This window comes from Nocardia sp. NPDC055321, from assembly GCF_053645575.1.
In genome coordinates this window covers 39,339-57,242 of record NZ_JBSHMS010000026.1, presented here as the reverse complement: position 1 = coordinate 57,242, position 17,904 = coordinate 39,339, and the positions used below count along the sequence as shown (strand labels likewise).

General features: G+C 66.7%; 19 protein-coding genes. 12 read left to right on the top strand and 7 right to left on the bottom strand.

All coding sequences use genetic code 11. From position 1 onward, the window contains the following. Positions 1–325: 325 nt before the first annotated feature. The 6 genes from ACWIGI_RS32780 (at position 326) to ACWIGI_RS32755 (ending at position 5,837) form a co-directional block, all read left to right on the top strand. Positions 326–1,453 (top strand): acyl-CoA dehydrogenase, encoded by a 1,128-nt coding sequence (locus ACWIGI_RS32780; RefSeq protein ID WP_454206930.1) that lies wholly within the window; start codon positions 326–328, stop codon positions 1,451–1,453. Positions 1,454–1,466: 13 nt separating this feature from the next. Next, a complete protein-coding gene (locus ACWIGI_RS32775) occupies positions 1,467–2,504 on the top strand; it encodes an SDR family oxidoreductase (protein WP_454206928.1) in 1,038 nt (345 codons plus the stop codon). Continuing rightward, a complete protein-coding gene (locus ACWIGI_RS32770) occupies positions 2,501–3,742 on the top strand; it encodes an aspartate aminotransferase family protein (protein WP_454206927.1) in 1,242 nt (413 codons plus the stop codon). The genes ACWIGI_RS32775 and ACWIGI_RS32770 overlap by 4 nt, the downstream gene beginning before the upstream one ends. 36 nt (positions 3,743–3,778) lie before the next feature. Beyond that, the gene (locus ACWIGI_RS32765; protein WP_454206925.1) at positions 3,779–4,234 is read left to right on the top strand and encodes a type II toxin-antitoxin system RatA family toxin; all 456 of its coding nucleotides are present in this window, start codon (positions 3,779–3,781) and stop codon (positions 4,232–4,234) included. Further along, positions 4,227–4,778 (top strand): flavin reductase family protein, encoded by a 552-nt coding sequence (locus ACWIGI_RS32760; RefSeq protein WP_454206923.1) that lies wholly within the window; start codon positions 4,227–4,229, stop codon positions 4,776–4,778. Before ACWIGI_RS32765 ends, ACWIGI_RS32760 begins: the two co-directional genes overlap by 8 nt. A gap of 291 nt (positions 4,779–5,069) precedes the next feature. After that, a complete protein-coding gene (locus ACWIGI_RS32755; RefSeq protein WP_454206921.1) occupies positions 5,070–5,837 on the top strand; it encodes a siderophore-interacting protein in 768 nt (255 codons plus the stop codon). A gap of 18 nt (positions 5,838–5,855) precedes the next feature. On the opposite strand, the gene ACWIGI_RS32750 is transcribed toward ACWIGI_RS32755, so the two are convergent. Next, complete coding sequence (locus ACWIGI_RS32750; protein WP_454206919.1) at positions 5,856–6,452, bottom strand: TetR/AcrR family transcriptional regulator; 597 nt, start codon at positions 6,450–6,452, stop codon at positions 5,856–5,858. Positions 6,453–6,635: 183 nt separating this feature from the next. Between ACWIGI_RS32750 and ACWIGI_RS32745 the strand changes: the two genes are divergently transcribed. Both ACWIGI_RS32745 and ACWIGI_RS32740 read left to right on the top strand, forming a co-directional pair. Further along, complete coding sequence (locus ACWIGI_RS32745; RefSeq protein WP_454206917.1) at positions 6,636–7,838, top strand: serine hydrolase domain-containing protein; 1,203 nt, start codon at positions 6,636–6,638, stop codon at positions 7,836–7,838. Positions 7,839–8,070: 232 nt separating this feature from the next. Beyond that, complete coding sequence (locus tag ACWIGI_RS32740) at positions 8,071–8,376, top strand: hypothetical protein (protein WP_454206915.1); 306 nt, start codon at positions 8,071–8,073, stop codon at positions 8,374–8,376. Positions 8,377–8,490: 114 nt separating this feature from the next. On the opposite strand, the gene ACWIGI_RS32735 is transcribed toward ACWIGI_RS32740, so the two are convergent. From ACWIGI_RS32735 to ACWIGI_RS32725, 3 genes are all read right to left on the bottom strand, one after another. Further along, positions 8,491–8,919: a nuclear transport factor 2 family protein gene (locus ACWIGI_RS32735; protein ID WP_454206913.1), complete on the bottom strand. Its 429-nt coding sequence runs from the start codon at positions 8,917–8,919 to the stop codon at positions 8,491–8,493. A gap of 77 nt (positions 8,920–8,996) precedes the next feature. Beyond that, entirely contained in the window at positions 8,997–9,647 is a 651-nt protein-coding gene (locus tag ACWIGI_RS32730; protein WP_454206912.1) for a DUF6585 family protein, read from the bottom strand. A gap of 115 nt (positions 9,648–9,762) precedes the next feature. Further along, positions 9,763–10,374 carry a DUF6000 family protein gene (locus ACWIGI_RS32725; protein WP_454206910.1) on the bottom strand — a complete coding sequence of 204 codons (612 nt, stop codon included), beginning with the start codon at positions 10,372–10,374 and terminating at the stop codon, positions 9,763–9,765. 142 nt (positions 10,375–10,516) lie between these two features. Between ACWIGI_RS32725 and ACWIGI_RS32720 the strand changes: the two genes are divergently transcribed. After that, the gene (locus ACWIGI_RS32720) at positions 10,517–11,887 is read left to right on the top strand and encodes an FAD-binding protein (protein WP_454206908.1); all 1,371 of its coding nucleotides are present in this window, start codon (positions 10,517–10,519) and stop codon (positions 11,885–11,887) included. Between the two features lie 9 nt (positions 11,888–11,896). On the opposite strand, the gene ACWIGI_RS32715 is transcribed toward ACWIGI_RS32720, so the two are convergent. Continuing rightward, on the bottom strand, positions 11,897–12,496 hold the full coding sequence (locus ACWIGI_RS32715) for a nitroreductase family protein (protein WP_454206906.1): 600 nt from the start codon (positions 12,494–12,496) through the stop codon (positions 11,897–11,899). Positions 12,497–12,642: 146 nt separating this feature from the next. On the opposite strand from ACWIGI_RS32715, the gene ACWIGI_RS32710 reads away from it, so the two are divergent. After that, positions 12,643–13,515 carry a DUF6881 domain-containing protein gene (locus ACWIGI_RS32710; RefSeq protein ID WP_454206904.1) on the top strand — a complete coding sequence of 291 codons (873 nt, stop codon included), beginning with the start codon at positions 12,643–12,645 and terminating at the stop codon, positions 13,513–13,515. 765 nt (positions 13,516–14,280) lie between these two features. Here the strand turns inward: ACWIGI_RS32710 and ACWIGI_RS32705 are convergent. Next, positions 14,281–15,147 (bottom strand): pentapeptide repeat-containing protein, encoded by an 867-nt coding sequence (locus ACWIGI_RS32705; RefSeq protein ID WP_454206902.1) that lies wholly within the window; start codon positions 15,145–15,147, stop codon positions 14,281–14,283. 646 nt (positions 15,148–15,793) lie between these two features. Between ACWIGI_RS32705 and ACWIGI_RS32700 the strand changes: the two genes are divergently transcribed. Both ACWIGI_RS32700 and ACWIGI_RS32695 read left to right on the top strand, forming a co-directional pair. Then, positions 15,794–16,210, top strand: a complete 417-nt coding sequence (locus ACWIGI_RS32700) for a hypothetical protein (RefSeq protein WP_454206900.1) — start codon at positions 15,794–15,796, stop codon at positions 16,208–16,210. A gap of 129 nt (positions 16,211–16,339) precedes the next feature. Then, complete coding sequence (locus tag ACWIGI_RS32695) at positions 16,340–16,831, top strand: hypothetical protein (RefSeq protein WP_454206898.1); 492 nt, start codon at positions 16,340–16,342, stop codon at positions 16,829–16,831. Between the two features lie 7 nt (positions 16,832–16,838). On the opposite strand, the gene ACWIGI_RS32690 is transcribed toward ACWIGI_RS32695, so the two are convergent. Further along, positions 16,839–17,903 (bottom strand): lipocalin-like domain-containing protein, encoded by a 1,065-nt coding sequence (locus ACWIGI_RS32690; RefSeq protein WP_454206896.1) that lies wholly within the window; start codon positions 17,901–17,903, stop codon positions 16,839–16,841. Position 17,904: the final 1 nt, after the last annotated feature.

Here is a 17,904-nt window from a genome sequence, read left to right as displayed (position 1 = left end):
TGCGAGTTATCTCAGCTGGCACATCCCACTGTGCGGCGGATAGTTGCCAGCTCGGCAATGCCGCTATCGCGCCGCGTGGACGGAGCAAACGCTCACCTACCTTGTGACCGCGCTCACGGTTGACCGACTCGACAGCGGTCCGGTTAAGCTCCACATCGCAGTCGGCCGAGGATGCTCGACGCACAATTCAGGGGCGGATCGCCCGCCGCGCAACGGATCTCGTGTTCACGGGCGGTCGGTTGCGGTCCCGATTCACGCGCACTTCGCACACGCTCGAGCACGACACGGTTCGGCTCGGGCTCGACTCTGCTCGGTTGGGATAAGCATGAAAATCTTGGAGCGCGAACGCGCCGTGCTGGAGCGGTATCTACCCGGTCTGGACACGCAGTTGACCCAGGTTCCGCTGCGGGAGTTGGAATCTCCCGCGACGCCGGGGATCAAGCTCTTCCGCGAGGCCGGCGGCGCCGGTCTGGTGATTCCGCAGGAGTACAAGGGCAGCGGCGCAACACCTTTGGAAGCGGTCCGGATCCAGCGGGCGATCGGTTCCCGATCGCCGTCGCTGGCCGTGGCCACCACCATGCACCACTTCTCGATCTCGAGCCTGATCCTGGTGGCCGATCGGGGCGGACAGGAATGGCTGCTGCTGGAAGCCATTGCGGGACAGCGGATGCTGGTCGCGTCCGGCTTCGCCGAAGGCCGGCCCGACGGCCGAATTCTGGCGCCGACGATGACGGCCACCGCGAGCGCGGACGGCATCCGGGTCTCGGGGGTCAAGCGCCCCTGCAGCCTGGCCCGCTCGATGGACCTGCTGACCGCCAGCGTGCTGGTCCCCGACGCCGAGGGCGGGCAGCAGCTGGGCGTCGCGCTCATTCCGTCCACCGACCCCGGGGTCACCGTGACGCCCTTCTGGTCCAGCTTCGCGCTGGCTGGGGCCGAAAGCGAACAGGTCACCGTCGAGGACGTGCTCGTGCCGCCGAATCTCGTCGTGCTGACCGGCGCCGTCGACTCCGGCCGCCTCGACGAGGTGCAGACCGCGGGGTTCGTCTGGTTCGAACTGCTGATGACCGGCTCCTATCTCGGTGCCGCCTCTGCCCTGGTGGAACGCGCGCTCACGCTCGACAAGGTCGGCGCGGACGAGCGTCTGCGGCTGGTGACCGGGATCGAGGGCGCCATGGCCGCGGTCGAGAACATCGCCCGGCAGGTTCCCGAACGTCAGCAGGACGAACACCTGCTCGCCGACGCACTGCTGGTGCGCTACGCGGTTCAGGACGCCATCGCCGCGGTGGTGCCCCGGGCGATCGAACTGCTCGGCGGCCTGAACTTCATGACCGGCGACGACGTCGGTTACCTCGCCGCCGCGGTCAACGGCCTCGGCTTCCATCCGCCCGCGCGCTCCCGCATGGCCGGCTCGCTCATCGACTACCTGACCGGTTCCACACTCCGCATCGCGTAAAGGACGAATCGACATGACCTGGCGTAAACGCACCATCCTGCTCACCGGCGGCTCCGGAGTTCTGGGCCGGGCGCTGATCGACGAGCTCGCGCACGACTTCGACATCGTGTGCATGCGGCACCGAACACCGGTCGCCGATCCGCGCATCAGCGAGTTCTCCGGCGACTTCGCCCATCCCACACTCGGACTCGACCCCGCCGACTATCGCCGGCTCACCCAGCGGGTCGACGCCGTGGTGCACTCGGCGGCGGTGACCAGCTGGAAGGAAGACCCCGAGACCATTCTGCGGACCAACCTCGCCGGACCGCGCGCGCTGCTGCGCCTGGCCGGGGACGCCGAGGTCCCGCTCTACTTCTTCAGCACCGCGTTCGTGGCCAACCCGCCCGGCGACGGCACCAGCTTCCCCGGCGCCGCCACCTACGTGCAGTCCAAGATCGATGCCGAGCAGCTGGTGCGCGAGGACCCCGCCCAGACCGTCATCGTGCGCCCCTCGGTGGTGTCCGGCAGCACCGTCGACGGCAGGATGGCGGCGTTCCAGGGCCTGCACCGGGTGCTCGGTGGCGTGGTGCGCGGCCGGGTGCCGCTCATCCCCTGCGCCTCGGACTCGCTGATCGACACCATTCCCCAGGATCTGGTCGCCGCGGTGCTGGGAAAGCTGCTGCGGGAGAACATCGTCCAGGGCGAGTACTGGCTGTCCGCGGGGCCGGAGGCGCTGCACGCCGGCGATATCCTGGCCCTGTGCCGTGACATCGGCGACGAGCTCGGGATCACCAGCGCACCACCGCGTTTCATCCCGAGTGAAGCAGTCGCCCGCCTGCTGCTGCCGCTGCTCGAGGACGCCCTGCCCGCCGACGCGCAGGCGATGTTCCGGGACTTCCTGGAGTTCACCTGGCTGTTCCAGACCCCGGAGCCGCTGCCGACGTCCATGGCCGAGCTCGGCTTCGGTCCGCAGGTCACCCGGGCGGCACTGCTCGAGGCCACCGCGAAGTCCCTGCGCTACTGGGCCCGCACCAAGGGTCTCGGGCACGCCGGCCAGGCTCGGGTCGCATGACGACCACGGATTCCCGGCTCGACGCCGACACACAGCTGTTGTGCCGCAAGCACTTCGGCTCCACCCGTGCATCGCTGGGCGCGCTGCTCGGCGGCATGGTCGAGATCTCCAGCGAAGGCCCGTGGGTGCTGGCCAGCGACGGACGCCGATACCTCGACTTCGGCGGGTACGGGGTGTACCTGCTCGGTCACCGCCATCCGGTGGTGACCGCCGCGGTGCACCGCCAGCTGGACCTGCATCCGATGGCCACGCGGGTCTTTCTCGAACCGGTCGCCGCCCGGACCGCGGCCGCCCTGGCCGCGACCACGCCCGGCCCGCTGGAGATGGTGCACTTCGTCAACTCCGGCGCCGAAGCCACCGAGGCCGCGCTCAAACTCGCCCGCGCCAACGGCAAGAACGCGATCATCACGACCGCCAACGGTTTTCACGGCAAGACGCTCGGCGCGCTGAGCGTCACCGCGAAGCCGATCTTCCAGGATCCGTTCCGGCCGCTGCTGCCCGATGTCACCACGGTGCCCTTCGGCGACATCGAGGCCATGACCGCGGCACTGGCCGCAGTCCCGGGACGTGGCTGCGTGATCGTCGAGCCGGTCCAGGGCGAGGGCGGCGTTCGCATTCCGCCGCCGGGCTATCTGCGCGCGGTGTCCGAGGCGTGCCGCGCCCACGATGCCCTGCTCATCGTCGACGAGATCCAGACCGGGCTCGGCCGGCTCGGGACCTGGTGGGGCATCGACGCCGAAGGCGTGGTCCCCGACATCCTGCTGGTCGGTAAAGGGCTCTCCGGCGGTGTCGTGCCCATCGCCGCGATGGTCGCGACCGCCGCTGCCTACCAGCCGTTTTCCAGCGACCCCTACCTGCACACCTCGACCTTCGCGGCCTCGCCCCTCGCCTGCGCCGCGGCCGAGGCGGCGATAGCGGTCATCCACGACGAGGACCTCACCACCAGAGCCGCCGACCTCGGCACACGGCTGCTGCGGGAGATCACCGCCATCGTCGCCCGCCACCCCCGGGGCGACGAGATCGACATCCGCGGCCGCGGACTGCTGATCGGACTGGAGTTCCGCGAGCCGGCCGGCGTCGGCGAGCTGTTCCTCGGGCTGATCGAGCAGGGTGTGCTGGCCAACCACTCCCTCAATTCCTCGACCGTGCTGCGGTTCAGCCCGCCGGCCGTTCTCGAGGAGTCCGATGTCGAGCACTTCCTGACCGCCTTCGAGACCGCGCTCGCCGCGGCGCTCTGACACGTCACACCGCCCCCGACCAAGGAGCCAAATCTCATGCGCACCATCGATCTTCACCTCGTGGCCCCGGCCATCGACTCCGCCCTCGCCTACTCGCGCATCAGTGATTTCGCGCGCTACCCCGAGTTCACCGACACCGTCGTCTCGGTCGAGGTCGGGTCCGTCGACACCGAACGGGTCGAGTCGACCTGGACCGTCAAGTTCCGCCGCGGCCTGCTGCGGTGGACCGAGGTCGATACCTTCGACCCCGAGCAGGGCGTCATCGACTTCGAACAGACCTCCGGCGACTTCGCCGAGTTCCACGGTTCGTGGCGGGTGCGCGCGCACGAGTCCGGCACCGCGGTGAACTTCACCGCGCGCTTCGATCTCGGCATGCCCTCGCTGTCGGAGATCCTGGACCCGGTCGCGGAATCCGCACTGCGCGAGAACATCACCGTGATCTTGACCGGGTTGCTGGGCGAGGTCACGATCGTTACCCCGGATCATGTCTGAGCGCGCGGCCCTCGAACCGGCGCCGGTCGCGGAGTTCGCCGATGTTCCCGGTCCCGAGGCCGAGCGCTGCCGGCGACTGTTCGGCATGCTCGCCGCGGGCGTCAGCATCGTCTCCGCGCAGGGTCCCGGCGGGCCCGTGGGCATGACCGCCTCGTCGGTCACCTCGGTGTCGTTGCATCCCCCGCTGCTGTCGGCGTACCTGGCGACCGGATCCGGAACCCTCGCCGCGCTGCGGCGGACCCGGGCGTTCGGCGTGCAATTCCTTGCGGCGGAGCAACAGTCGCTGGCCGAGGATTTCGCCGGGCGCGGCGGTCATCGGTTCGACGGCGCCGACTACATCACCGTGCTGGGTGTTCCGATTCTGCGCGGGACACTCGCCTGGTCGGTGTGCCTGGTCGATGACGTCCGGCGCTACGGCGACCACGCGCTCGTGGTCGGTCGGATCGTCGCGACCCACACGGGCGAGGGAACGCCGCTGCTGTGGCACGACCGTCGCTTCAACCGCCTGCAACACCAGGTCGGCCCGGTTCCACTGGCGCGGTGAGGGTCTGCGGCACTCTCGGCGGTCGGTGGTCTCACTCTGATCATTTACATAATGACTGTTCATTATGTAAGCTATCCATGGTCGCCACCGACCACCGAATGCACTGCCGGACAATGACTGTCGGGCACATCGAGGCACCGCGCCTTTTTCGTCACGTGACATCCGTGAAGCGTGAGATCGATCGGACCCCACCCGATTGTTTTCGCGCCGAGCATCTTTCGACATCCGAGCTCAGCCAGATGAAAGTGGCTGTCGCACACCGTAATCGATCTATCACGCAACGGGAGAACCATGGCGGCGCTCGAAGACACCATTCCCTTCGTGGGCTCACTCCGCGACGCGATAATGCTGACCGCGACGGTCAGCGAGTTCGAGCAGCTGACGCCCCGACTTCAGCGCATCCGGTTCAGTGGACCGCGTCTGCGTGGACTGAAATGGACAGCGGGACAACACATCCGCGTGCAGGTCGATGGCTTCGCCGAAACTCTGCTTCGGCTCGCGCCCTACGACTCGCTGCGGGCCTATTCCATCTACGACGCCGACCCGGAGCTGGGAACCCTCGACATCGTGCGATTCGAGCACACTGCCGAGCCAGGGAATCTCACCCCGTCGCGGCGGTGGGTTCGTGATCTCCACGTCGGCTCCGCAGTCAGATTCACCCGCCCCGAAGGCAAACTGACACCGCGCCCGCACGCGGAGTATCACCTGTTCGCGGGCGAGGAAACCGCGTCGGTCGCGTTCGCGGCGATGGTGCGGTCGCTGCCCGCGACGGCCGAAGTGCACGGCGTGGTCGAAGCCGCCACCGGTGCCGACCACCTCGCGCTGCCCGCGACCCTGACCAGGGTCGAACGCGGGGATGCCTCGGCGGCCAACTCACCCGTGCTCGCCGCCGCCCTGCGCGATCTCCCGCTCCCCGGTCGGCCGGGCGCGGCCTACCTGGCCGGCGAAGCCCGAACCATCCAGACGCTCAAGCGCGTGCTCATCGATGTTCACGGCTGGGATCGGCGCAACATTCACACCAAACCGTTCTGGACCCCCGGGCGCACCGGGATGGAGTGACACCCGACTCCGCGAGGATCACTCGGTCGCCAACCGGGGATTGCGGGCGATCAACTCGATCCCGTGGGTCAGCGCCGCCGTCGGCACCTCCGGGTCGGCGATCCGCTGCAGCGCCACCCCCAGGACCAGACCGAGCAGCAACGTCGCGGTCGCGTCCAAATCGGTGTTCTCGGGGTGGGTCTCCGACATCAGGCGCTGCAGCAGGGTCGTGATCGCCTCGCGGAGACGCGCGTAGCGGGTCGAGAGGGCGGGGCGGAGGGTGTCGTTGCCCGCCATCACGGCGGTCAGCTCGATCTCGAAGCGAGCCCAGCGCGGCTCGCCGATCGTGTGGGCGGCCCACTCGCTCAGGGTGGCGACCCAGGACTCGAAGGAGGGTTCGTCGGCGAGCAGCCTGGTCAGCACGCGTTCGGTTTCCCGCAGGTACAGCTCGTCGAGGGCTTCGATCGCCAGTTCGGTCTTGCCGCCGAAGTTCGAGTACACCGCGCCGGTGGAGTAGCCGGCGGCGTCGGCGATCTCTTCCAGTGAGCAGGCGGTGAAGCCGCGGTCGAGGAAGCGGGGCACGGCCGCGTCGAGGATGCTCCGGCGGGTGCGGTCTTTGCTCTCAGCGCGGGTCATGCGGGCCACTTGATCATCCTAGCCTTTGCTTCTAACCCGATTTTTTGGATAATCGGATTACTAGAGTAAGAGAATTACGAAGAGGCGAGCGTTGAACGAATCGACATCGAAGTCGGCTCTACCGGTGGCCGATCAGGCACGGGAGCGCAATCGGATGGTCACGGGGGCGGGACGGGTGAGCCGATGAGACTCCCGATCTTCGGCGCGCCGGCCGTGAACCAGGGCGAACCCGTGGTGCATGGTCACTCGAACCCCGAATACGCCGCTGCGGTGGAGCTTTTCGGCCGCCTCGTCGCCGGTCGCGGTGGCGGTGCGCTGGCTGTGTATCACCACGGCGAACCGGTGGTCGACGTCTGGGCGGGCTCGGCCGGCGACGAGCCGTGGCAGCGCGAGACCGCCGCGGTGTCCTACTCCACGACCAAAGGCATCACGGTCACCGTGCTGCACCTGCTGGCCGAACGCGGACTGCTGGACTACCGGGCGCCCGTCGCGGAGTACTGGCCCGAATTCGGCGCCGCGGGTAAGAGCGACATCACGGTCGCCGAATTGCTCAGTCACCGTGCGGGTTTGTCGCGGGTGGGCGCCATCGCCCGCAGACTCGACGATCTGGTCGACCACGACCTGATGATCGACCGGATCGCCGCGGCCGCGCCGGACGAGACGCGCGGTGTCCCGGCCTACCACGCCATCACCTTCGGCTGGCTCACCGCCGGTCTCGCCCGGGCGATCACCGGGAAGAGCATGGGCGAGCTGTACCGGACCGAGCTCGTGAACCCGCTCGGGCTCGACCGCCTGCAACTCGGCGGCGTGCCCGGTCCCGGTATCGCCCGGTCGCACGGATCGGGGCTGCCGCTGGGGATTCCGCTGGCCGCGCTGGCGGTGCGCGCGGCCGCGCCGCTGTACGGCGCGGGCTTCGTGCGCTCGGTGCACGCCGAGGGCGTCGAGCGATTCGCGCTCGGCCCGGATCCGCTGCTGCTGCGTGGCGAGAATCCCGCCGCGAACGGTGTTTTCACCGCTCGCGCGGTGGCCGCGGTCTACAACGAGATCGCGACGCCCGGGCGGCTGCTCCCGCGCGAGCGAGTGCGCGCGATGTCGCGCGTGCAGACCCGCCGACCGGACCGGAACCTGCTGCTGCCCATGGGCTGGCGGCTGGGGCATCATTCGTACCCGGTCCCCGGCGCGACGCACGCCATCGGGCACATCGGGTTGGCGGGGTCGGGCGGGTGGGCCGATCCGCGCAGCGGGCTCGCCGTGGGCTTCGTGCACAACTGGCTCCCAGAGATCCCGCGCCTGCCGGTCGATCAGTTGGCGCTGTCGCGGCTGCTGATCCCCATCGTCCGGGCGAGCGGGAGCGGCGGCGTCGAACGGGTGCGCCTGGCGGGCTGAGCGAACGGGGCGGCTGCCCTCGAATTGCGTTGCCGCCGAACATGGCTGGGGGTGGGGCGTTCGATTCGGCGGCACCGCTCCCCCGCTGGGGTGATTCGGCCGCCTGAGTAGCAGGTGATCAGGCCGGAGAGTTGCATCGCGTCCGGGTAGCATGGTGCAGCACAGGGGTTTCGGGCCGACACCGAATCCGATGCTCGGCCCGGGGCGCGAACGGTACGGGTGGAGGTCGGCCATGAACGAGACGAATCCGTTCGACGACCTCGAGCCCGGTGAGCTCCAGCTCGAATTCGAACTGGGAATGGCCCACGCCCGCGGCGAAACCCCCGAAACCGGCTGGAAGATGTATCGCGAGTTCGAGACGCCGCTGGGGGTGCGCCGGTACTCCAACGTCCGGGTCCTCGCGGACGGGCGCGTGCAGGCCCGCGAGTACCGGGCGAGAATGAACGATCCCGCGACGTTCGTCGATCTCGAGATGGATCGCTACCTGCTGGAGAACGGCATAGTCCACCAGATCGAATGGGTCGTGGGCCCGGAATGACGGCCGCCGGCAACGGCGCATCGGGGCAGGTCGGCCCACGCGCCGGGTGCTTTCGCGGACATCGTTGCGGCGCCGATTCGACGGCTGGTTCCAGCCGGTGACTAATACCGAGACCTAACCGAGCGCCGGATCCGGGGTGCGCAGCGCCCGCCGGAAGACGGCCGAGTGCCGGACCATGGTCGGCAGCATGCGCACCGCGAAGGCTGTCAGGGCCAGCCACGGCCGCAGGTGCGGGGCGATGCGGCGGATCCGGCCCTGGTCGTCGAGCTCGACGATCATGGCGTCGGTGATCCGGAACGGACCGAGCTTGGCATGTGAAAGAACGGCTCGCCGGTCACCGGTCCCGATCTGCGGTTCCCAGCGGGTGTCCGACAGCGCCGAGTACACCGCGGTCAGCAGCACCCGCAGGTCGTCGTGCCCGGCGAAGACCGCTTTCCCCGCCAGCGGGGAAACGAGAACCGCGTCCGGCGCGACGGCCTTCATCATCGTGTCGAAGTCCCGCGCCGTTGCGGCGGCACAGAATTGAGCCAGGTGGTCGTCCATCGGCGGTTCCTCACGTTGTGGGGCAAGGGGTCTCGCCCCAACGTACGCGCACTACGCGCCCCGAAGCCCCCGACCCGTCAGCGGGGCGGAGCCAATTGCTTTGCCAGCGTGACGATCAACGTGGCTTCGGGCGCCAGCGCGTACGGAACCATCGCCCACGGCAGCAGTTTGCCGCGCTTCTCGATCACCAGGTATCCCTGATCCAGGGTGGCGTCCCTGACGTCGGGCCACGCCAGCTTCCCCTTCTTCTGGGTGCGGATCCCCTGCGCGTCCAGGCTCACCGCGCCGAATGTCAGCGTCTCACCGCGCTCGAGCGTGTTGAGCGAGTCGATGATCTGCTGGCGCCAGATGCCGGCGATTCCCTCCCTCAGGTACGTCACGTACCGCACGTCGTTGTGGAATGGGTCGATGGTGCTGTGCTGCGGATCCTTGTACCAGTCAGTGAAGTTCGCGAAGCCGCCACCGGGACTGTGCAGCACGTAGCGGAAGCTGGTGCCGTTGTACGCCGAGTTGGTGTGGTGGTGCGTGACGCTCTGCTCGACCCGGTTGAACTGCTCCCACCGCATCGCGTACAACGGCTGACCGGCCATCTTCCGAATCAGCCCCGGCCCATAGGCATACACCCGGTTGCCGAGGTCCTTGTCGCGTCCCAACGACTTTCGGTCTCGTGCGACGACGAACGCGTCGATCAACAATCCCAGCCGGTGCTGCTCGGCCAGCTCGGCCACCTCAGCAGGTACCGGTTCAGGTAGGCGTGGCATAAGGTCCCCCCTCGTTCGACTCCAGCCCCCGATCGTATTGGAGCAACCTTAATCGGGCAGGCCTGGCCAATGCTTGCGTGGGCTACGAGCTCGACGGTCCCGCCATTATGCGATCCGCAAAAGCGCACAGCAGTGTGGTTGGCCGATCGAACGTGAGGGTCGGTGTGTTCGTGACGTATCGGACCGGTTGACAGCGGTAGTGGTCGCGAAACTGGGCCGAGTAGTTGGTCCCGAGTTGATCGTCGAGAGCTGTGAGTGCGTCGAACGCGAATTCCTTGGTGACGACCCGGCGAGCGACCACGGGGGTCCGGTTCTGCAGGTAGTCAACGAGAGTGTCGGCGTCGGCGGGCTCGCCGAACCGGGCGAATGCGAGAAACAACGCCCGATCAGGAGCAATCACTCCACAGGTCAAAAGTCTTTCCAGTGTGTGCCGGAACCGGGTCCGCCGGTCGAGGCCGATGAGCCACGCCGCGGTGAGCTGTGCTCGCCAGTCGAGTTCGAGCAATGTGTGCAGCTCGCCGTCGGTGATTTGCCAAGCATCGAGGGCGAGGCCCGTTTCGAACCTTGCTTGTTCCGGCTTGTCGAGCAACGGCTGAATATTCCTGAGCCGCATGTACCGGCCGGGTCTGTGGACATCCGAGACAACCCAGCGCCGGACGAGCGCGAGCTCGTCGGGGGTGGTTGGAAGTCGCATGCCGCGTCACCTTTCCGCATGTTCTTCGACGAATTCCTCTCCACATTCGCACGACCTTCCGCCTACAGCATGGATTCGGCTGTGGCCGTGTGCTTCTCCGTGCGGTTACCGTGGCAGGGTGAATTTCATCCAAGGGGGATCGATGACCACGCAACGGGCTCTATCGGGGTGGGGCCGAACCGCTTCTTCTGTGGCACAGGTACTTTCCACGCCAGACCTCGACACCGTCGCGAAGGCTGTCGGCGCTGCCGGGCCGCGTGGGGTCATCGCTCGCGGGCTCGGTCGCAGCTACGGGGATCCCGCGCAGAACGCCGGCGGGCTGGTCGTCGATATGACCGCCTTCGACCGCATCCACGATATCGACCCTGACACCGGAATCGTCGACATCGACGCCGGGGTCAGCCTCGACACGCTCATGAAGGCGGCTCTGCCCCAAGGGCTTTGGGTGCCGGTGCTGCCGGGTACCCGCCAGGTCACCGTCGGCGGCGCGATCGCCTCGGACATTCATGGCAAGAACCACCACACCCAGGGCAGTTTCGGCAACCATGTCGTGTCGCTGGATCTGCTCACCGCGGACGGAACGCTGAACACCCTCACACCGGAAGGACCCGGGGCGGAGCTGTTCTGGGCCACCGTCGGCGGTATGGGCCTGACCGGGATCATCGTTCGCGCGCGGGTCCGGATGAAGCACACCGAGACCGCCTACTTCATCGTCGACAACGACCGCACCTACAATCTCGCCGAGACGATGGAACTGTTGACCGGCGGCTCAGACGACGGCTACGAGTACTCCATGGCGGTACCCGATACCGTCAGCATCGACGCGAAACTCGGCAGAGCGGGCTTCAGCCGCGGTTCGCTGGCCACCCTGGACCAGCTTCCACCCGCGTTGCGGCGCAACCCGCTGAAGTTCGACGCACCTCAACTGCTCACCGTGCCGGACATCTTCCCCAGCGGTCTGGTCAACAATTTCACCATTCGCATCGCCGCCGAAGCCGCGCACCGGGTTTACCCGCGCCGTGCGCGCGGCCGCACCCAGAACCTCACGCAGTTCTATCACCCGCTGGATCTGCTGGGTGAATGGAACCGCGCCTACGGTCGCCGCGGTTTTCTGCAGTACCAGTTCTCCATGCCCTACGGCGCCGAGCAGGAACTGGCCGCCACGGTCCGTGCCATCGCACACTCGGAGCATCGGTCGTTCCTGAACGTGTTCAAGCGCATGGGCGCAGCGAATCCCGCACCGCTGTCGTGGCCACATCCGGGGTACATGCTCAGCCTCGACTTCCCGCTCAAACCCGGCCTGGCCGAGTTCTGCGACCGACTCGATCAACGCGTGCTCGCGGCCGGCGGCCGCCTGTATTTCGCAAAGGATTCGCGTACGGACCCCGGGACAATCCGTGCCATGTATCCCGAACTCGACCGCTGGCGGCGGGTCCGCAACCAGGTCGATCCCGAACGGGTCTTCGTCTCCGACCTGGCCAGGCGTCTGCATCTGATCGACGACAACATGTGACGCTGGGCTTCACGTCCACGCGCGGCCCCATGTCCCGTCGTGGACAACCTCGGCCGCGTCCCGTCGACGGTGAACGAAGCGAGCCGGAGTTCGGTCGTCGGCGCGGTAGCCCATGGTTATCGCGCCGATCGGATCGTATCCCGCGGGTACGCCGAACTCGGCCCGGAATCTCTCGAGGTGGTCGGGCATGATCGCGATGAAACACGCCCCGAGTCCCTCGTCGACGGCGGTCAACAGCATTGCGAACGCGGCCATTCCGGTATCGATATGCCAGTACGGCGCAGGCCAGCGCGCCTCGTCCCGGTCCGTCCAGCCTTTGTCCGCCTCGGCATATCGATCGAGGTAGGCGTCCTTGTTCGACATCGGCACCACGATCAGCGGCGCGTTCCGGATCGCGGGGTTGGCACGGTGCGCGTGCGGGGCGAAATTCCAGAACCGCTGGCGGTCGGCCTCACGGGTCAGCACGAGAAACGCCCATCCCTGCGAGAACCCAGCCGAAGGAGCATGCAGTGCCGAGCGCACCACGCGGTCGATGACAGCTCGGTCGAGCGGCTCAGTGGTGTACTCCCGCACCATTCGTCGTTGCCGCAGGACCTCGGAAAAATCCACCGCCGCAGCCTATTCTCCACTTCACCCGTCCGCACCAACCTCGACCGGCATCTTTGCGGATTCCTGGCTCCAGCAACCGGATTCGCCAGTTGCGTGGTCCGCTACTGTGGCCAACGAGGTCGTGCGGGTGATGCGTTGGAGGTCAGATGCCGGTATTCGGACGCTGGGGTCGTCGTCGGCCGGCAGCGATGGAGTGGGTGTTCACCGGCCCGGTGTCCGCACCGATGATCGCGGAGCGCCGGCTGCTCTCGGCGATCGTGTCCCAGATTGCCGCTGACGTTCGGCCCGGATGGACCACCCTCGAGGTGCGCATCGACATCGTCGGTAATCAGCTGAACTTCTTCCTGTCCGCGGAGTCGTTGCCGGGGCCGCTCGAGGTCAGCGTTCCGCAGGAGGTCATGGAACTGCGACAACTGATGTATGTCCCGCACCGGGGTACGTGGTTCACGATGTGGCTGACCATCGCCTCGGACGGTGTGGTCGGTGTCCGCTTCGGACGTGACCGACCCACCGTGCGCGATCAGCTCCCCCAGGCCGTTGCCGACGAGTTGCGTTTGTTTCCAAGGGATTCTGTTCCGGCTTGGATGCGTGCGGAGCTTGGCGAGCATCCCGCCGGACCCGACCAAGATTCGCTCGATGACGCGACCCTGTCGGCGTGCTGTAACAGTGATGAGGAATGCGACTGCATCGATAGAGCGGAAGCGGCCGCTCGTGCTGCGGATTTCGTTCCGGAACAAGACGGGCTGCGCCATCTGAAGATCGTCCACCACTCCGAGTTCGACCATATCGCGGTATCGTTCAGCGAGGTTCTGGCCAGCGGCCGCGAATGGCGGCGTGTCGAACGGTTCCGAGACGGAGGCAGCGGTCTTGCCGCGATGTCGGGTCGAACAGAGGTCACTCGCCTGAGCGCCGGGATAACGCCCTCGGTAGCGGAGATATCCGGCCACCCACATCTCACAGCCGAAGCGATCACGGCCACGGACTTCCAGACAGAGTGGTTGGCAGTCGGCGGCTGGTAACCGCACGCACTCCTGCCTCCTCGCATGTGCTCGCGCCGGACATTCTCACCTTCTTTCGACGATACGTGATCGGGCCGCGCTGCCGAGAGTTCTTGTGAGACCAGGAAATCGACGATCCGGACGGCCGGTATCGACTGCTTCGTACCAGCGGACTGATCTGATTGCCGTCAATCACCTGTTCTTCCCCGGCTCCGGCCCCCCACCCCGGCCGAATACGTTCCGCCCCAGCATGTCGACCCACAGGTGGTCACCGACATCGCCACTTGGCTCACCATCACATGACCACCACGAACCTCGCTTTTTCCTAAGCCGGTCCGGAACCCACTTCGAGGGCGCGTGCCATGACGATATCGTCGGCGAGAACACGACTGGGATGACGCTGCCGCCGCGCATCACCTAGAACCGATCGGCCGGGAGAGCAGAATCCGAGCCCTCGGCCCCTTCTCCAAGCTGCGGATCTGAGCCGAAGGGAAGTCGCTCGCCTTCGCGCCCGCATTTCCCGACTGGCGACTGGCCGTGAGGGATCGTAACGCGTGCTGCGGCTGGTGTTTCCGGTGCCCGAAGTCCGCCTTTCACACACGTAAAGACGCCAAGCAGGCGTGCCGGCGACCATTCCCCGCCGCGCGCCTCTCCGCGTACCCTTGCCCGTACAGTCACGGATGGAACGCAGGCCACCTGCCCCCAGCGGTCCTGTCAGGGGCTGCAACCCGATCCGAGATCTATCAAAAGGCGGCAGCATAAACGGACTAACTTCAATCAGCCTGGTTAAGGCGTGAAACCGGCAGGCCACCTTGTCCACTCGTCGAATTTGGCGCCGTACAGAATGTTATCTTCGTAGCTGGCAGTGTCTGATGTGCGACTGACCGGCGCGGAGCTCTGGGCCCCCGGCACATCTGTCGAGCTGTTTCCGCCGTAGCTTCCATCCGACAAGAAGATTGTGCCGCGCAGATCGGCCTGGCTCAAGTCCACGCGTCTCATTTCCGCATGTTGCAGGTTGGCTCCTCGCAAGTCCGCTTCGCTGAATACGGTCCCGTCCAGAGTCGTGCCGACGTACACTGTCCATCGCAAGTCAGCGCTGTAGAAGCGGGTGTTTGTCAGGTTGGTGCCCCAGAATCTGGCATAGTCCAGTTGAACCTTACTTGCTGATGCTCCAGTAAGATTCGCGTTGTTCAGCCCCGCCCGCTGGAGGTTTGCGCCATTGAGTTTCGCGCCCTGTAGATTCGCGCCATCCAGATCGGCGGCGGCCATGCATGACTTCGAAAGGTCGATTGGTTCCTTGCGCGTCATGTCCCGGCGGCCGATCACGGTCAGCACTGCTTGAATGTCCGGAGCAAGTTCGAAGTCTTCGTCCTTGCCACAGTCGCTATTCTTGGGGGAGTGGGTTCGTACGAACGCGCCGAGAACCTCGAACACGACCGGGCTGGTATCGGGCGCGTCGTTGGCGAGGCGTTCGAGCGAGTAGATCCCTCCCAGTCTGACATCAAGGGCTTCTTTGTTCGCTAGCTGTTCGACCGCCTTGTTGAACCGATCGGTGATTGCTGTCTGCTTGGCCAGTCCGTACTGATCGCCTGTGGCTCTCAGCGACTGGCTAGTGAACCACAACGCTGCAAGCGCTGCGATCGTGGTTACCATCGACGCGAGCTTGGTCCAACCGCCCCATCCGAAGAAGGCCCGGCTTGTGCGGCGGACGCGGAATCTCGGTGTGTCTGGACGTTGAAGCGAGTGTATGCGGTTCGGTCGGCGTCGTGCGCCGCCCGCCCCCGTGTGGTTTGGCACGGAACGATGATCCACCAAAAGTGTTGAAACAGCGAACCGTTCGGCATCTGGCGGCGCGGGTCTCGCTAGGTGTGGTGCTTGCCCGCGGCGACGTCCGCTGAAGCGTCCCAATGGAATAGTATGTAATCGTTATCTCGCGCGGCTGGTTTCAGCGATCTGGGCCTTTGGCCAAAGCGCACCAGCTGTATTCCGCGGCTGACCTGGTCCAAGCATGGGCTGTCGGGTGCGCGTGAATCGCCTGCCATTACGAAGCCTCCGATGAGCATCACCAGAAGTGCTGGGGTCGAGAAGGCAGTACGAGGCACACACCCGTGATCACTATGTCCTACAGGGGAATTCGGCGACTGGATTGCGAGCGCGGCTCCAGGGAGCGGTTGGTCTCGCAGCGATGTGGTGGGGATCGTTATGATGTCGGCGCCTGCTTGCTTGGCCGCCTCTGTTTGTTGGGAGGTGGCTTCGGGGACTATGTGGTGGGAAGTTGTTCTATGAAGGGGTTCGGGGTATGAGGGGTTTGGCGGGGACATTCGGGCTGCTGTTCGTAATTGCCGGGGCCTGGATGATGTGGTTCGGCTACTTTTCGCAGCGCGATCTGTATGAGGACTCCGCGCGGGTGCCCTTTCATCTGGGGATGATGTGCGAGGCGGACCGGGACCGGCCCGAGATTCAGGAGTGCACCTGGGGGCGGTTGACCAGTGGCGAACGCAGCGACGGGGACGAAGTCCTGCCGACGGTGGAGCGGGCTGCTGAACTCCACGGCGACCTTGTCGTCATCGGTGCGGCGCTCTTCGTCAGTGGTGTTGTGCTGACCGCGGGTGTGCTCGTGGCTGGGAACCGAACACGTGCCGGGGCGGCTGCGGCACCGCCGCAACGGTTTCAGTCGCACCAGCCTGAGCCGGCGTGGCCGCCGGCCGGGCACTGACCGGCACGCTTGCAGCACAGGGGTTTCGGCCCGAGACTGAGGGCGGGCCGCCGGCGTGGGCGGAACCCTGGTGGAGGCGGGTATGGACGACGCGGACCTGTTCGATGAGATTCGGATCGCGGGCCCGGTATGAGCAGGGCCGAGGACCGTGAACCGGAGCAGGTCGAGCTCATCGGCCCGCGCGCCGGCATATTCACCTACCTCATCGGGGGCTGTCTGACGTTGTTCGGGCCGGTGCTCGGGGTCGCCGGGGGCGACGTGATCGGCGGGGTCTGTACGGGGGTGATCACCCTTCCCATCGGGGTCGCGCTCATCGTGAGCACCGTCCGATGGCGTACCAACGAACGCAGATTCCAGGCCGTCGGGGTCGGGGGGACGGCGGTGGTCGTCGCGGTCCGGGAGATACGGGCCGGGGGCGAGAACCCGGACACCGCAGACCTTCTCGTCGAGATCAGTGGGCCTCGGTTCGATACCTTCAGTGCCGTGTGCACCCTGGACCACCATGCGGGGCTGGTCCGGGGGCACAGCTTCGCGGTGATCGTCGACCCGTCCGACAACTCGTTCGCCATCGGTTTCGACCACCTGTTTCCCGATGCGCTCGAACAGGATCCGCCATCCTGAGCCGGGGTCAGCGCAGCGCGACCAACTCGTGCAGGGTCGTTCCGGACAGGCGATCCTCGGCGCCGTCGCGGTGAATGGTCAGCTCGAACGAGGACTGGAAGCGGAAGTACGACGGGTGGCCGACCAGCCGGTGCAGCAGGGGGCGCAGCGGGCGTGAGCGGACGACGGGAACGTCGTCCAGCAGGTCGTGGGCGTGGATGACGCGGTCCACGGTCAGGCGGAGGTCCAGGTGATCGGGGACGTGGAGCTCGATCCACTCGGGGTAGTCGCGGCCGGCCGTGGCGTCGTAGCGGGTGGGGCCTTCGGTCAGGGTCGTCTCGCCGGTCGAGAGGATCACCTCGGAGCCGCGGGCCAGCATCAGCGGGGCGATCGCGTGGGAGCCGCAGCGGGGTTGGGTCAGGACGTTGGCGAACAGCAGCGAGTAGTCCTCGGTGTACAGCCTGCCCCAGTGCCAGCGGTCGATGACGCGTTTCATGTCGCCGGTGCCCCAGTTGTGGTCGGCGTAGCCGCGTCCGGTGACCGCGATCGTCGTGCCGTCGATCTCCAGGGTGCCGTGTACCCGGGCCCGTGGCGCGCCCACGACCCAGCCGAAAGTCTCGCCGCCGCCGAAGCGGGTCTCCCCCTTGCCGGGCATCCAGCTCGGGGTCTCGTTCTCGAAGACCAGATCGAAGGCCACGCCGTCCTCGGCAAGGCGTACATGGTGTTTCGGCAGACCGTCGGCCGTGAACTCGGTGCGCGCGGTGTTCTCACCGATCCGTACGTCGCAGCCCGCGGCCGAAAAGCTGGTCGCCGCGGCCGGATAGCGCTTGGCGGCCTGGCGCCGCTGTCCGTCGGGGGTGTACACGATCAACTCCACCCACGGCCGCGCCCACGGCAGATCCTCCGGGCGGCGTTTGATCAGAAACCCGACCACCACGTGCCCGCTGTCCAGTTGCGCGTCGAAGTACCAGTGTTCGAACGCGGTCCGGCTGTCTGAGGGGTGCAGGCCGTTGTGCTGGGGAGTCACCGTGGTCAGGTCGCCGTCGCGGCGGCCGGGACCGTTCCATACCTCGGTGATCGTGGTGTTCGGCATA